The sequence below is a fragment of the Sorangium sp. So ce426 genome (genome assembly GCF_051475585.1).
Taxonomy (GTDB): domain Bacteria; phylum Myxococcota_A; class Polyangia; order Polyangiales; family Polyangiaceae; genus Sorangium; species Sorangium cellulosum_B.
Genome location: NZ_CP150341.1, coordinates 8,856,713 through 8,872,671, shown reverse-complemented (window position 1 = coordinate 8,872,671; position 15,959 = coordinate 8,856,713). Strand labels below are relative to the sequence as shown.

7 protein-coding genes are annotated in these 15,959 nt (G+C 67.2%); all 7 read right to left on the bottom strand.

Features of this window, described 5'->3' with window-relative positions:
* Window positions 1–520: 520 nt before the first annotated feature.
* The 7 genes from WMF44_RS32990 to WMF44_RS32960 all read right to left on the bottom strand — a co-directional run bounded on the left by WMF44_RS32990 (window position 521) and on the right by WMF44_RS32960 (window position 15,632).
* A complete protein-coding gene (locus tag WMF44_RS32990; RefSeq protein ID WP_437294021.1) occupies window positions 521–4,270 on the bottom strand; it encodes an effector-associated domain EAD1-containing protein in 3,750 nt (1,249 codons plus the stop codon).
* A gap of 65 nt (window positions 4,271–4,335) precedes the next feature.
* Entirely contained in the window at window positions 4,336–7,617 is a 3,282-nt protein-coding gene (locus WMF44_RS32985; RefSeq protein WP_437294020.1) for a helicase HerA domain-containing protein, read from the bottom strand.
* Between the two features lie 49 nt (window positions 7,618–7,666).
* On the bottom strand, window positions 7,667–8,725 hold the full coding sequence (locus WMF44_RS32980; RefSeq protein ID WP_437294019.1) for a hypothetical protein: 1,059 nt from the start codon (window positions 8,723–8,725) through the stop codon (window positions 7,667–7,669).
* 222 nt (window positions 8,726–8,947) lie between these two features.
* Window positions 8,948–9,970 (bottom strand): trypsin-like peptidase domain-containing protein, encoded by a 1,023-nt coding sequence (locus WMF44_RS32975; RefSeq protein ID WP_437294018.1) that lies wholly within the window; start codon window positions 9,968–9,970, stop codon window positions 8,948–8,950.
* Window positions 9,971–10,012: 42 nt separating this feature from the next.
* Window positions 10,013–10,699 carry a hypothetical protein gene (locus tag WMF44_RS32970; protein WP_437294017.1) on the bottom strand — a complete coding sequence of 229 codons (687 nt, stop codon included), beginning with the start codon at window positions 10,697–10,699 and terminating at the stop codon, window positions 10,013–10,015.
* A gap of 77 nt (window positions 10,700–10,776) precedes the next feature.
* Window positions 10,777–14,037 carry a protein kinase domain-containing protein gene (locus WMF44_RS32965; RefSeq protein WP_437294016.1) on the bottom strand — a complete coding sequence of 1,087 codons (3,261 nt, stop codon included), beginning with the start codon at window positions 14,035–14,037 and terminating at the stop codon, window positions 10,777–10,779.
* Entirely contained in the window at window positions 14,037–15,632 is a 1,596-nt protein-coding gene (locus WMF44_RS32960; RefSeq protein ID WP_437294015.1) for a sigma-54 interaction domain-containing protein, read from the bottom strand. Before WMF44_RS32960 ends, WMF44_RS32965 begins: the two co-directional genes overlap by 1 nt.
* Between the last annotated feature and the right edge of the window lie 327 nt (window positions 15,633–15,959).

The following is a 15,959-nucleotide window of genomic DNA, read 5'->3' as shown; positions in this document are numbered from 1 at the left end:
GGCGTGGGCAGCCATCAGCGTCCTTGGCGACGGCGCCGTGGCTTTCGGGGGCGTGGACACCTGCAAGACCTGCTGCGCTGACCAACGAGGCGCACGCCCGAGCTGGCGATGCGCGAGGATGACCGGATGCTGCTCCTCGCCGCGTAATCCCTGCATGGGCGTCACGATATCGGCCTGCACCTCTCTGCCGCCGCGGCGGCATAGGTCGAAGCGCATGTCGCGCGAGCGCGGTGCTGTCGCTACCGTCAAGGCGAACCGTCGCGGCGCTGCGGATTTCCGGGCGGGGCCAGAGGGGGGCTCATGGGGGGAAGGTTGCGCCGCGCACGCCCGGAAGACATGCCGGCGGGCGCGGACCAGGACGGGCGAGCCGACGCGGCAGGAAGCCTTGGCCCGCCGCGCTCCGGACGGCGGCGGTGCGCCGCTCGTCAGCGCCGGCGCACGGTGCATCTGTCCCGTGATGGCTGCTCCGCCTCCGAGGCGTTGCTCAATAGCGCGACGATGTCCAATGCTCACAAAGTGCTCAGTCGAAGCCTAGCTTTTGCGCAGCCTCAGCGAGCCTCGAATTACTTGGGAAATTCCCCCGTGCGCACCGTACCACCCTGTCGAGGCACTCCAGGCGGTGCGCCTCGGTGAGTATGGATTCCCAGATATCCAAGGCAGCTCCTGTCAGCGCGACTCGCCGCACATCCAGGTCGGCCTCCGAGAGGAAGCGCCGGATCTCCTCCACTGTCGTGTAGAGGTCTGCAAGCACGTCCCGCAGGTTGGCGTGACGTGCCCTTGTCATGGACGCGTGCGCCGAGCTGGGTTTGGTGTCGATGAGCCGGGTCACCGTGGCTCGCTTGCCCTTGGGAGAGATGGTGCTGCGGCTCTGCACGCCGGTGGACACGGGCGCTGCGGCGCTGCGGCTGACAGGGGGCGTCTTCGGAGCCCGCTTCGCTGGTTCCTGACGCGCGCCTTCTTGGGGTGTCGCAGTGCCGGACGCCAGGATCCAAAGGTTTCCCTCCTCGTCTCCGGCGCAGATCCAGTCCTTCGTCATAGCTACGCACCGGAACAGGCGGACGCCGTGAAGGGTGCCAAGGAGCTTGCCTGTATTGAAGTCCCAGGTCTTGAGCGTCTCGTCCTTGGACGCCGAGATGACTCGCTTCCCATCCGGCGACAACGCACAGCCCAGGATCGGCCTGTCGTGCCGCTGCTGGCTGTGGCTCCGGCGACCACTGCCGAGGTCGTGCATCTCGAGCACACCGCTCTCCCCCGCGAGCACGACGCGCCGGCCATCCGGGGTCAGCGCGCCGCAGAGGAATCCGGCGCCGACCGGTAGCGGCCCCCATCGACACGTCGCGATATTCCAGAGCTTCGCCCCGCTTCCCCGTGACACCGAGAGGGCAAACGATCCGTCGGGCGTGGCCGCGAAACCCTCGACGGCATCACCGTGATGTCCGATGACGGCGCCATCCGCGCTGCGTGTCGGATCCCACAGGCACAGCGTGCCGTCGTGCGATGCAGAGAGGATCTGGCCGCGGAGCGTGAACGCGCAGCCGCTCACCCGATCCGTGTGAACCTTACGGATGGACACGAAGTCTCCCGTAGCGACGCGCCACACCACGAGCCGCCCGTCGCTCGCGCCGGCGGCCACGTGGAGGCGGTCCGCCGAGATGGCGCAGCACGCGGCGACCATGTCGCCGTCACGTTCGAGCGTGGCGCTGCACGCGCCGGTCGCCCGGTTCCATACCTTGATGGTCCGGTCCGCCGATGCCGAGACAGCGGCCACGCCGTCGGGCGTCAAGCCACAGGCGGTGACCGGCGCGGCGTGTCCCTCCTCGAGGGTCCTGATTGTCGGCACGCCGAGCTCCCACAGCTTCAGGGATCGATCGGATGACGCGGAGACGATGCGCCGGCCGTCCGGTGTCGCGACGCAGGCCGACACAGCATCCGAGTGCGCCCTCACGCAGAGGACGCGGCGCGATGTCACGAGGTCCAAGACCACGAGGTCGCCGTTCTTGAGGCCGCAGACGAGGTGAACGCCGTCATGTGTGACAGTGCATGCGTCGATGCGCCCCTCGCCGAGGGCGAAGCTATGGACGAGCTCTCCCGAGGAGAGCTCCCATCGCGTGAGCGATCCGTCTTCCGACGCTGCAACGATCTGACTTCCGTCCGCCGTGAGCGCGATGGAGGTGATCCAACGCTGCTCCTCCACGTCGCGCGAATCAGGTGGCTCGGCGCGACGAAGTACGAAGAGGCATTCGCCGGACGCGAGATCCCAGACGCGCACCGACTCGTCTCGCGACGCGGAGACGACACGCTTGTTGTCCAGTGTCACCAGGCATGCGGTCACGTAATCAGTGTGCCCCAGGAGCGTCACGGTGGGCTTGCGCGACCTGCTATCCAGGACGCGGATGCTGCCGTCGTCGGAGCCGATGACGATGTGTTGTCCGTTGGGGGACACCGCGCACGCCGTCGACCAGCGGCCCTCGTTGTCCAGCTCGAAAGCGCAGACGCGAGCGGCGAGATCCCATATCCTCACCTTCGCGTCGACCGACGTGGTGATGGCTGAACGCCCGTCGGGGGTCGCGGCGCACGCGGTGAGCTGGTCGGTGTGGCCAGCCAGCACCGCGACGCAGTCGCCCGACTCGACCGCCCAGAGCCGCAGCGTTCGATCGGCCGACGCGGAGAGGAGATGGCTTCCGTCCGGCGTCGCGACGCAGGCGACCACCGCCTTGTCGTGCCCCGGCAAGGTGCGCAGGAGTGTCGCCCCGAGGCGCACCGGGTGCAGCAGCCGGAGCGGGGGCGGGCCGGCGCGGAAACGGAGCACACGCTCGATCTGCTCGGCCGGCCAACCCGTGCAGCGCAGGCGGTTGTAGAGCAGCAAGGGCAACGACGCGGGGTCAACGGTCAGCCGGTTCGCCTCTGCCCTGATGGCCGCGAGGACGGCGGACAGCTCCACGGACACGTCGCCTTCCGAGGGGCAGATCGTGGCCGCGAGATCTTGCTCGATCGCGGCGACGCCGAGCGCACGGCATTTCGTCTTCAGGTAGTCGACGTCGGCGCAGAGCGTCTGCGCCTGGTGGATGTCGCCCGCTTCGAGCCAGTGCGCCACGGTGTGGCGGAGCGCGTAGCTGTGCCCTACCTTGTTGTTCTCGTCGCGTAGCCAGGTGGCGAGCCTCGCAGCGATCTGCCGGTGGTGCTCGCGCAGCTTCGGCGTGCCGAGCTGACTGGCTACGAACTCGCGAAAGGAATCGTGATACAGCCGGTATGCGGATTCCTCCTCGTGCCAGTGCGCGAGCTCCTTGAGCAGGAAGGGGCGGGTCGCGCGCAAGAATGCCTCGACATCGCTCGTCGCCGACCACCCGAGCAGCTCGCTGAAGAGGTACGCCGGGAGTGCCTCTCGAGCGACGCAGGCGACGCTGAGCCCCTCGATCACGAGCGCGCAGCGCGCAGGGGCGAGCTGGTGAAGTTCGGACCATATCTGCTCGAGGAAGCTGTCGAGCCCTTCGGGGATGTTCCTGGCCACGCGTCGCTCGGGCGGCTGGTTCTCCAGCCATTCCCTGAGCATGACCGCGTGCAGCAGGTTCCCTCCCGCGCGCTGCACAGCCGCGTCGATGAAGGCGCGATCGAGCGGAGGCGCGAACCGCGCGCCGTGGTGCTCCCAGAAGACACGGCATGCGTCCTTGTTCGAGGGAGACCACTTGGGGTCGTCGAGGTTCAGCCGGTGCAGTCCGCCGAGTCGCTCTGTCCAGTGCAACCCGTGATGGCTTGGCCGGGACGCGCACAGGAGCACGACCCCCGCCGGCAGCACGTTCGGAAAGAAGCGGTGCAGGTAGCCCTGTCCAAGCGCGTCGGTCGCGACCTCGTCGAGCCCGTCGATTACCAGGATAAGCCGTCGGTTCTCGGGGCAGAGCACGTCCTTCGAGACCCTCTTGAGCAGCTCGCCGAGGCGCCGCTCCAGGGGCACGTCCATCCCGTCCACCCCCGGGAAGATCTCCTCGATCTGGGCGCACAGGTTCTGCACCACCGCTTCGGGTCGGTCCCAGCCTTCGTTCCCGCGCCGGATGATGTGGTGCGGGGCTGTCGGCCCGGGGAGCGTCTTCTTGAGGATGTGGGCAAGGATAGCGCTCTTGCCGATACCCGGGCTCCCGAGCAGGAGCACGCACCCGCGGCGCAGTGCCTGCTCTCCGATGAGCCACGCGCGGAGCTCCGCGAGCACGGCTTCGCGCGCCAGGAGCTGTCCGTGCCGGGACAGCTCGTCCTCGAAGTCGATGATCGCGCCGCTCACCCCTTCACCTCTTCATCGCGTCGAAGGATCGCGTCCACGAGGCGCCACGCGCACGGCCCGTTGTCTCAGCGCGAAAGGGGCCCTCTGCGCCGCGCCGCGAGCGTCAAGATCTCGTTCTCTGGCACCTGCTCGGTGCGAAGGAGCGCCTGGTGGGCCTTGAAGCCTGTCGCTTGCCCGTTCTGGAGCAGGTAGAACTCGCCCACGCCTTGGGAGGCGATCCGATCCGCGACGTTCACACGAGCGTCGCTGAACAGCGGCTTCATCTTGTCGAGCGCGACGGGCTGGGTGACTCGACCGACGAACCAGCTCCGGATGTTGTCCCGGCCCTTGTAGTCGAGGTCCCCAGGGCTCTGCGTCGCGAGCAAGAGCCCGAGCCCGCCGGAGCGCGCGCGGCGGAGCAGGTTCTCCATGGGTGCCTTCGTCGCAGGCTGCGATTGCGCCGGGAGATACACGTCGGCCTCGTCGAAGAGCACCACCGCCTGGAGGCGCGTTGACGGCGTGCGGGTCACCCAGCGGGTGAGCGACAGGAGCAGCTGCGAGACCCAGAAGAGGATCTTCGCGTTGTCCCCCAGGAACTTGGTGTTGATGATGCTGAGGCGCGTCCGCCCCGGCTGGGCGTGAGCGCCGAGACCGAGGAGCAGCTCGGCGTCGAGCTTCTCGCTGGTCGAGGACAGGAGATCCGACGCGCTGAGCTTGAGCGTCTCGAGATCCTGCACCAGATCCTTGAAGAGCTTGGTGTCGAGTCTCCCCAACGCGTTGACGAGCAGCGGATCGGCGTCGGCGATGAACGTGATGAGTGCCTCCAGCGTGAGCTTGTCCGGATCGCCGTGCGCGGCCAGGAGCTGGAGGGCCTGGACGAGGATCGCCCGGAGCGATTTGTCCTTCCGCGCGTGCTTGTAGCCGAGCATGTCGCCGAGCGCCTGGGCGGCGTATCCGGCCGCCTGGTCGCGGTCGAAGTCCTTGAGCTCGGAGAGCCCCTTGGGCACGAGGGAAATGGCGAGCTGCCTGCCTTCCGGGTGGCCAGGCGTGAAGAGCGCGATGTCGAGCCGGGCGCGCAGCGCTCGCCGGCGCTCGTCCAGCGCGGGCTCCTCGTGCTGCTGCTCCCAGGGCGCCGCGCGCCCGTAGGCGCAGAGGTCCCCCTTGCGGTCGATCAGGATGGTGGGGATGCCGCGGAGCAAGAGCTGCTCGACCACGTTGAGCGCTAGCGTCGTCTTGCCGCTGCCCGTGCTGCCGAGGAAGGCCGCGTGAGCGCTCAGCACGTCCATGTCGAGCGCGAGCGGCTGCGACAGGAGCTCCCCCGTCGTGCCGACGACGATCGCCCCGGCGTCGCGCGGGGGCGCCTGCTCCTGCGGGCCGCGAGGCGCGGCGCCATTCTTCGTGGCCCGGGGCGCGTCGGGCTCTGGTACACGTGGCTCAGGCTCCGCCGCGCGAGACTTCTCGGGCGGATGTCGCGCGACGCCGGGCGTCGCCGTGGCGGAGCGAGCAGGAGGCGTCGCCTCCGTGGCGAAGCGGTGGAGGCGATCGAGATCGAGGACGTGAATGAGCGGCAAGAGCCGGGAGAGGTGATTCTCCTGCCGGAGCCAGTCCATGAAGTGCGGCCGCTGCTGGTTCGCCTCGCGAAAGGCACGGAACGCCACGATCTTGCGCCAGTCGCTGTCCTCGACGACCGCCTTGCGAGCGCCCTTCTCGAGGATCGCCGCGAGCGTCTTCGCCACGGCCGTCTTCGGATTGCTCGGGAACTCCCCGCTCCGGATCAGAACGAGAGGACGCTTCTCGGCCTGCTTCGCCACCGTCTCTATCTGGGCGCCGAGCCCGCCGCCCTGAGGCGCCTTGTTGCACAGCGCGACGAGGATCTCCTCGCCGAGGCGGAGCTTCCCATCCGAGGTCGGGACCATGATGCGAACCTCGATGTTCCCGTTCTTGACATGCGTCTCGAAGCGGTGACCGCTCTCGAGCTCGTCGGCGCAAGTCTGGATCGCCCAGGCGAAGAGCTCCGCGAGCTTGGCGTCCTCGGGCGGCTCCGCCTGCCGCTGGGCCAGGTGGTCGTTCCACTCCTGCTCGAGCCTCGTCTTCGCCGCCTCGACGGCGCGCTCGTCGGGGCTGGGCGTATCGAGACCGGTCGGAACTGGCGGCGGTTCCACGATCCGGCCGGCGTCGATGCAGCTCTCCCGGAAGCGCCAACACCAGTCGAGTACGTCGCGTGTACGCTTCCGGTCGAGCCGCTGCACGACGGCGCGTGGGACGGGGTAAAGCGCGTCGTCAGGGGAGGTGAACCCGGAGGACGGCGTGATGCCGGACGTCTCGTAGAGATAGCCGAGCCGCTGCTGGATGATCTTCTCGACCTCCTCGGCGCTGCGCTCGCTCACGAGCCGGACAGGAGGAGGAGCGTTCTCTATGCGGTCGAGCGTCGAGCGGGTGAGGCGGGGGCGGAGCTTGGCGTAATAGTCCTCGAGGCAGGAGATCACGACGATGGACGAGGGCACCTGATCGGCGACGGCGCAGAGCGCAGACATGACGCGCCGAAATGCTCCCTCTGCGTCGCTGAGCTGGTACATGTCCTCGAACTGATCAACACAGATGATCAGCGAACGCGAGTCGAGCGACCACATCAATCTACCGAGCTGCTCGACGAGCCTCGGGGCATCTTCCTCAGCGTTTCTCGATGCCATGCCGCCAAGGAACTTGCGGTCGCGGGTCGCGAGCTCCTCGCAGCGAAGGTACTTGACCACGCGCTTCTTAAGCGTGGGATCGTTGCGTTGCAAGTAGAGCAGGGCCCGCACAAGGTCCAGATCGAGGTCGGCGTAGCGCGGCTGCGCAATGAATCGATCTGCCGCGTGCTCCACGAGTTCGCTTACGGCGTCATTCTCAAGATCTGCTTTCTCGCACAGTGAATCAATGGTCGCCTGGTCTCCGCACCGGTTTGCGATTGCATCGGATAGTTTTAGTAGGCCTGAGTCCGTCCCTTTGGGCTCGTAATAAGGTTGATCAAGAGAATCGATTAAATTGCTGAGCAGGTAACGACTGTAATTGGACGTGGCCGTCGTCATCTGCATGTAACCGACGAAGCCGAATCCGTTAATGTGCGCATGGTTACGGAACGACCGGACGAGGTGTGTTTTTCCGCTGCCCGACTCGCCAAGTAGAAGCAAGATGCGCCCAGAGTCGAGTCCAGGTGGGGTCGTGGCCTGCGAGAGGAGGCGCTGGAATTGCTCGCGAGCCTTCGTGTGAACAGACTCTACATCGAATGGATTCTCTCGCCAGATCTGATGACGGTGCTCCACCGAGTGGAACACTTCCCTCTTGGCGCTCGATAGGAACACGGGAAGCCGAGGATCGCTCGCCATCATGATCTCAACCATCCTCTCCGTAGCTGTGCGCCGATGCCATTGGCCAGATTTAGCCCTCGATCCTCACGAAATGGAACGTGGAGCCGTCGTGTAGTGTTTCCGACATGTCAGCGTCATTCGCCGTCATTGCCTCAACCAGGTCTGCTCGGCTGAGTGACAGCAATCCACGAAGATGAGCGTTTGCAAGCCTCTCCTTGAATGCTTGGAGATTTTGCGAGACGGCACCCTCGTCAGCAAGCTTCCTAAAGACATGAGATATGAACACCTTGTTGTCGCCGAATCGGCCGGTCTTCGATTCGCGGGCCGCTGCGAGAACCCGTGCAGCGAAGGCGTCTTCGTTGTCCTCGACGGGTTCAGCGGTGGCAGCGGGGGGGCTCGGGACCTCTGTGCCGGCGGTGCTCATCTCCGAGGCGGCATCCGTCCCCTCGATCCAGCGGCGCAGCGTGGCCGTCCGGAGCTCGTTGATCTTCGCCCGACGCGCCCCGACCTTCTTGGCCGCGAGCTGTGCGAGCGCCGTGTCGGATTTCTGTGGCTTCTGCGGACCTGTTGTTCCCAGCGCTCGGCTCAAGACCAGCTCTCGAATTGCCTTCAAGGTGAGCGGTGCTCGGGTTTGGACGCCGAGCGCCTGCCATACCAGCGCGTCCGCGATCCGGGGCAGCGTCGGATCTCCATCGATATCGATCCGGTCATAACGAGTGAGGATCGCCGCGCTCACCTGCTCGATGCTGCTTTTGTCGCTCTTCCCCTGCTTCGCTGCTGGGGGTGGGAGACCGAGCGCACACGCAAACAGGTACTTGGCCTTGACCGTCTCCCAGGTGATCTTCTCGGGGAGCGACTTCACTCTCAGCACGGCGAGGCCCTCGCGCCGGCCCCCGTCGGTGAGCACGATCGAGGCCTTCTTGACGCGCCTGATGAGCGCCATTCCCTCGAGGGTGGTGAGCTCGCTCTCCAGCGCTCGGCGCCGCTCGGCGTCGCTCCACCGCTGCTCGAGCAGTGGCACTAGCGCCTTGTCAACCCCGGATCGGGTACCTCCATCGGACCGCGTGAGCAGCCAGACCAGGATCAGCGCTCCAAGCCGGGACGGGGATCCAGTAGAGGAGGTGCTCATCGCTGTTCCTTCGTCGTCTCACACAGGCGCGGAGCGAACACATGGACGTCTGTTCTGAAGCGACGATCGTGCGCAGTCATGGTCTCCTCTCCGATCTCGACTGACGGCCTTATATCACGAAGGGACGCCGCCTCTGGAAGAAAACTTCGCGACCCGCTGCCTCGTCACCCGCCCTCTGCTCGATGAGCACTGCCGCGTGCGCTGTGGACGGTCCGGCGCCCATCAGACCTCCGCCACCCCCTCTGCCCGAAGCGCCCGGATCACGGTGTTGATGTGGATCCCTTCATTTCGGTAATAAATCTGGTGAGTTTCCGCTCCGGGCTCGGACATCCAGCCGCCGCTGTGATGGACGGCCACCACGCGCCACTGCTTGTCGAACACCGGGGAACCCGACGAGCCGGGGAGCGTGTCGGTGAGGTACTGGACCCGGCCGCTCCCCACGAAGACGACCGCGTTGTGGAAGAACGAGACCTGCTTCGGCCCGCCGCCGGGGTGCTGGATGATGTTGACGCGATGGCCGGCCGCGATCTCGATCTCGGCGAGCTCGATGCAGCCCCACCTCTCAGCGGGATTGCCGTCGATGGCGACCGCGGTCCAGTCGTCCTCTTCGGAGGTCCTGAAGAACGTGTCTGGCGCGAAGCGGTAGCGGTCGACGCTAGCGTCGAGCCCGGCAGTCGTCTTCTGGAAGTTGAACTCCAGCACGGCGAGCTTGGCCTCGGACGCGTCATGGAGCACGTGGTGGTTCGTGATGAAGAGCCCGCCTTTGATCAAGAAGCCCGACCCGGTCGCCCGGGTCGGGAGCACCACGCGCGCCACGGCTCGGGCCTGTTGGGCGCCGATCTCAAGGAAGCTCACGTCGACCAGCGTGCTCTCGGAGCCCATGAGCTGCTCGAGCGACGCAGGGGTCGCGGGGCCTCGCCACAGGACATCGCTGCGGATGTCGGCTCCTCGGACGGCAGGGATGCTCCCCCGATCTTTGGCGAGGCGGAGGAGTTCGTTCTTCGGGTACTCGCGGAGCGCGAAGTCGACGATGTCGAGCACCTGATCCTGGTTCTTCGCGTAGTCGAGGATGTTGAACCAGTTGACGACCGCCGCGTCGCTGAACCGGATCCGTCCCCGATTCAGTCCCGCGGCGCCCACGACGCGATACGCATCCTCCCGCGTTGGATACAGATCCGCGAGCACGTCGCCTAGGTTCACGATGGAGGGACCATCCCAGGCTGCTTTTCCCTGTCTGCCGATCATCGAGCGCCCTCTAGCCAAAGCACCCCTGCCTGTCAATCCGTGTCACGCCCTCGGCAGCTTGCCGTTCTCGCTGGTCACGACCCAGTAGATGCACTGGTCGAAGCAGGAGTTCACGTGTGCCGCCCACTGAGCGTAGTTCCACCCGTCCCTGACTGGCTCGAGATCGAATCCGATCTGGATGTCGTACGAGCGCGCCACGCCCCAGTGCTCCGCCTGCTTCGTGACCAGGATAGCGCCCACCTCTTTTCCGTTCTGGAAGACGCGGTACGAGCCTCCGTCGAGGATCGTTCCGTCGCTCCGGCCGATGGCCGGGGGCGCGTCGGGCGAGGGCGGCGGGAGTGTCACTGCCCTGGCGATGACGTACCTGGCCACGTTCTTCTTCGCCATGTCGCGCAAGAATCCCTTGAGGGACGTGTGCACGACGCCGCTGTCCGGGCCGATGCGCTTCACCCGGATCGACCTTGACGCGTCGTAGGGCTCGTCCTTTAAGAAGACCCAGTGCTCCGTCGTGTGGATGTACATGGCCTCATGGAGCACCAGCTTGCCGCCCAACGGATTGATGAATTCATAGTCCACATAGATGTTTGCGAGGGGGTAGCCGCCGGCCATGTGATGGGTGATGTACTCACCGATGTCGATCTGCTCGTGGGGATCGAGCGACCTCCGCACCGGCGACGTGTAGGGGTACATCCTCATCGAGGGGGTTCCGAACGCTCTGTCGAATGACATGACTCCTCCAGGGGGTATGGTGAACAAATGAACACGCGACGTCTCGGATGCTCGACGGGCAGCAATGTACAGCGTGATCACGCACCGCCCGTCAGCGATGGATTGAAAGCAGCGAGAGCTTCATTGGTCGCGAGCACATCCATGCGGACGCGGCGGCGCTCGAGCGGTACGCCCTCGGCGAACATCTCGGCGGCAGCCTTCCAGGTCGGGCTGGCGCGTCCGACGCACGCGAGCAGCCCGAGCGCCTGGAGTGCAACGCGCGGCATGGAGCACGCCTGCGCCTCGGAGGCGAGCGCCTCGATCTCGCCCACGAGCGGGGTATCACCGCAGACGAGCGCCAGGCACCTGGCGAGGAGCGCGCCGACGCGCCACCCTGTGCTTTCCCAGAGGCGGTGTGCGCGGGACGCGAGCTTCGCCGCGAGCGCGTGCCGACCCGCACGCCAGGCGACCGCAGCCTCGGTGAGGCAGGAGATCGCCTCGACCTCTCGGATACCGATGCCGGCCAGTACGTCGCAGAGGTCGACGTCAGGGTCGAGCGCCTTCCCCGCGCGGTACTCGATCGCACGCAATGTCCAGGCAGCCCGTGCCTCAAAGTACGCATGGCGGCACTGGTCCGCGAGTGAGCGCGCCTCTTCGGCCCAGGCGGCGGCCTCGTCCAGGCGGAACGCCTCCATCAGCGCTGCAGCGCCGTTGAGCCTGGCGTTGATCCGATCCGTCATCCACGTCTTTGACGAGATGGCCATGGCCTGGAAGGCGGCGGCTTCGTCGAAGCGCTCTTGCCGGTACCGCAGCCGGCCATACCAGCCCGCGAGGCTGGCCTTGATCTCCGGGTCGCCAGATTTCGCAGCCCAGCACGCCACATCCGCTAAGACGGCCTCTTCCTGCTTCATCGAGCACCGCCGCGCCGCGACGATCCGGACGGCCTGACGGTGCCGCTCCAAGCGGAGCTCGTCGAACGGCTCGACGAGCTCTGCCATCTTAAACGCGCGCTCCCCGCCCGCGCCGCGCGCGAGCGAGGCCCGAACGAGATCCTGGAGGTGAAGCACCTCGCGCTCGGCCGGCCGCACGCGACACAGCTCGTACAGCACTCGGTCCATGGCGCCGGGCGTGCGCTCGGAGAGGGCGACCTCGACCCAGCACCTGAGCAGCTCGAGCTCGACGGCAAGGTCGCTCTCCCCGGCGCTCGCGAGGTGCCTGCGTACGCCGAGCAACGCGTCTCCGAGCACGGTCGTAGCCAGGTTGAGGCGCCCCTCGCGCGCGAAGCGTTCGGCGAGCATCCGCCCTTCGCGCGCGATCTCGACCCGATCGGAGACGCGTGAGCTGTCCGCTGCCATGAGGAGATGGAAGAGGCGACCGACGGAGCCGCGCTCCAGGGCGTGCGCCATGGCACGATGGGCGGCCCGGCGTTGCTCCCAGGTCCACACGCGATTGAAGCTCACCGCGGCGCGGGGTTGGATCCGGCCGTCGTCCAGCGCCCGCACGGCGCCGCGGGCTCTGAGCTCGGTGATGTGTGCCTCGAGCTGCCATCGCGGTAGGCCGCTCGCGACCACCAGTCGATCGACATCGACGTGCGGCCAGGCGAGCGTCACCCATGCGAGCGTCTCGTCGATGTGCTGCGGGAGGGCGCCGGTCGCGCTGCGCGGAGGATGGCATGGCGGCACCCCTCCCGAGTCTGCGGTCCGGCCTAGGCCCACTTCGAGCAGCCCGAGCGCGTCGCGATCGACCGCGAGCCGGGCTCCGTCCGAGCGGGCAATCCCGGTGTGCAGCCATGCATTCACCTCCTCGGCCACATGCTTTGCGAGCCCGCCAGTGCGCTCCCAGAGCGCGTGTGCGGCGTCGGTGGGCAAGTGGAAGATGCGATCTGGTCCCGAGAAGAGCGACTTCAATGCAGCCTCGTCCAGCGGGGTGAGGCTCACGACGTCAGGAGCAGCAGGCGTATGCGCGGGACCTGCGTGTGCGAACGCGCGGACGACGGCGCCGAACGGGCGGCAGCGTTCGAGCGCCGAGGACGACCAGTCATCGACCCGGGTCACCTCGTCAACCAGGACGACCGCGCCGGTCGCGAGGAGCGCTTTCAGCCCGGCATCCACCGACGATACGGCCTCGTCGAGCGTCTGCGAGCTGCGGACGGCGGGCGCCCCGATGAGCGGCTCCAGACACGCGAAAGGCCGCTGATCCGGCGTGACCCAGAGAACCCGGCGCCCCTCGCGTTCCAGCATTTCAGCTGCTTCGTGAAGGCACCGGGTGAGCCCAGCGCCCGCCGGCCCGTGGAGGTCAACCGAGCGCCCTGCCCGTACGGCGTCGGCGAGCGCACGTACCGGTGCGTCGCCTCCGAGCCGGGGCAAAACCCAGCCGGTGCGCGGGATGAGCCGCTGTCCGCGGAGCGCTGCGAGGACGTCACTGGCCGACGCCGGGCGGTCGGCGGGCGCGTGCGCGATCAGCCTGTCGACGACCTCTGCTACCGCCTCAGGAACCGCCGGTGCAACATCTTTCAAGGGGAGCGCGCGGCGGGGCCGCCGCGTGCGAGCGAGCTCGAAGACGCTGGCGGCCGAGTAGGGCGGGCGTCCCGCGAGCGCCTCGTAGACCATGATGCCGATCGCATGGATGTCGGTCCGCGCCGTGACCGGCTCTTTGAAGGCCTGCTCTGGAGAGAGATAGGGCAGGGTGCCCTCGATCGCGTCCGTACGGGTCGAGAGGCCGCTGGATGCAGGTGCGACCGACAGGCCGAAGTCGAGCACGGTCACGCGCCCGGACGCGCTCACGAGCACGTTGCCTGGTTTTAGATCCTGGTGGACAACGCCGGTCGCGTGAATGCGCCCCACGATCTCGAGCAGGGCCTCTGTCGCTCCGGCGATGGACGCCCAGTCGCACGGCAGCGGCGCGCCAGGAAACGGCGCACCTTCAACCTGCTCCATCACCAGGAACACCTGCCCTTGATCGGCGCCCTCATCGATCAGCTGCACGACACCTTGCAAGCGCAGGTGGCGCAGGACCAGGATCTCCCGTCGCGCAGGGGTCTGGTCGAGGTAGACGCCCTCGCCGAGCAGCTTCACGGCGACCCTCCTGCCGACGAGTAGATCGTCGGCGGACCAGACCTCGCCGTGGCCGCCGCCCCCGAGGCGCGTGTGCAGGCGATAGCGTTCCACAAGCACACGGCCGCGGATGTCCTCTGCGCTATTCGGCAGATGCGGCTTGTCGCGCCCGTCGCCCGGAGGCGGTGGCAGCCGCGGGAGCGAGAGCGACTCCTGCGGGAGCGTGACGCGGCACGCCGGGCAGACCGGATCGAACTCCGAGCACCACCTGCCGCACGCCGGGCACTGGATGGATGACGAGGTCATTACGAGTGCTTGATCCCATGCTTGGTGAGGAGCTTGTGGAGCTGGCCGCGGTGGATGCCCGACGTCCGCGCGGCCGCAGCAGCGTTGCCCTGGTGCCGCTCCATGAGGCCCTTCAGGAAGGCGATGTCTACCTTCTGCTGCGCCGCTGCGCGCGCGGCTTTGTGCTCGGCTCCGGTGAACTCGCGGAAGTCGGAGTCGGGTGCCTTGGTCGCGGCGGGCCTCATGTCTTCCGGGAGCACGTCGACGTCGAGCTCCGGGCCCGTGGCCATGACGCAGGCCGCCTTGACAGCATAGGCCAGCTCACGCACGTTGCCGGGGTACGCGTGCATCGCGAGCACGCGCTCCGCGCTAGCGGTCCAGCGTGGCCGCTCGCCGTCGCGCTTCCAGTGCGCGCCGAGGAAGTGGGCGACGAGCAGCGGGATGTCCCCGGTGCGAGCCCGCAACGGCGGTATCTCGAGCTGGATCATCTTGAGGCGATGGTAGAGATCCTGCCGGAAGTGCCCGTCGCGCACGAGCGCCGGCAGGTCCTTGTGCGTCGCCGCGATGACCCGCACGTCGATCTTATCGGTCCGGTCCGAGCCGACACGCTGGATCTCGCCATAATCGAGGAAGCGGAGCAACTTGACCTGCACCTCAGGCATGATGTCGGCGACCTCGTCGAGAAACAGCGTGCCGCCATTGGCACTCGCAAGCCGACCGAGGCGCTCGCGGGTCGCGCCGGTAAACGCGCCCGCCACGTGGCCGAACAGCTCAGACTCGAGTAGCTGGCCCGAGAGCGCCATCGTGTGCAGCGTGACGAGCGGCTTCGAGCGGCGCTCGCTGTTCACGTGGAGCGCCTGCGCGATGAGCTCCTTCCCTGTCCCCGTCTCGCCGTGGATGAGCACCGCCGCGTCCGAGCTGGCGACCTGGGCGACCTTGCGGAGCAGCGCGATCATGCCGGGGTGCTGTGTGATGATCCCCTTGAAATCGTAACGGGCGAACAGGTCGTGCTCGAGGCTCTGGCTCCGACGCCGCAGCGCGTCCCGCTCGATGGCGCGACGCAGGAAGAGTCCGGCCATTTCCGTGAACTCGCGGATGAGCCAGCGCGCATCTTCCGGGAACCCGGCGTCGCTCCGTCGTTCCAGGTACACGGCGCCCTCGCTGCCGTCGGCGTGCCGGAGCGGCGCGACGAGCACGGAGGTGCGCCCGAGCAGCCGGATGCTCTCGTGCTCTGCGAACCTCTGGTCGTGGCTCAGGTCCGCAGAGTAGATGATTTCCCCTGTCCTGATGGCCTGCTTGACGAGGCTCTGGCTGAAGCGGCGCTCCTCGGTGGACAGGTTGCGCCGATCGAACTGGACGTCAAACCTCTGCACGTATGAGTCGCCCGCTCGCACGACGATGAAGCCGCGCTCCGCCCCGGTCGCCTCAAGGACACGCCGCAGGATGACCTCGGGTGTATTGGCGTCGCTCTCGGAGAGGAGCCCCTTCGCGATCTCGAACAGCCATACGTAATTGTTCATGCCGGTTTCACTTGGACCGGTAGATCCCGCCGGCCCGCCCTGGCTATAGACGAACTCGACCGGCGGCGGAAGCGGCGGTAGGACGATGGGCTTCATGATCGTATCGTTCCATGCTCCAGCGGGCTCAGGCGCTGCCCCCCATGGTTCACGCGAGGCGGGATGTCCGCGCGTGCGCGCAGCGCGGCTTCCACCGGAAAAGCCGCCAAGGCCACTTCGCATCCTGGAGTGCTCGTTATCATCTCCGGACGTCTCTCCTGGAATCCTCCCGGAGCGGAGGCGCCGGTTGGACCGGATCAGCGCCTGCGTGGGCCGCGCCGCATGAGCGTCGTCGCCCGGGGGAGGTGCCCCGCGCCGCCCACACGCCGGCGGCTTTCGCAACCTACGTGCCGCGCGTATCGGCGTAAGAAAGCGCCAGAACCACGA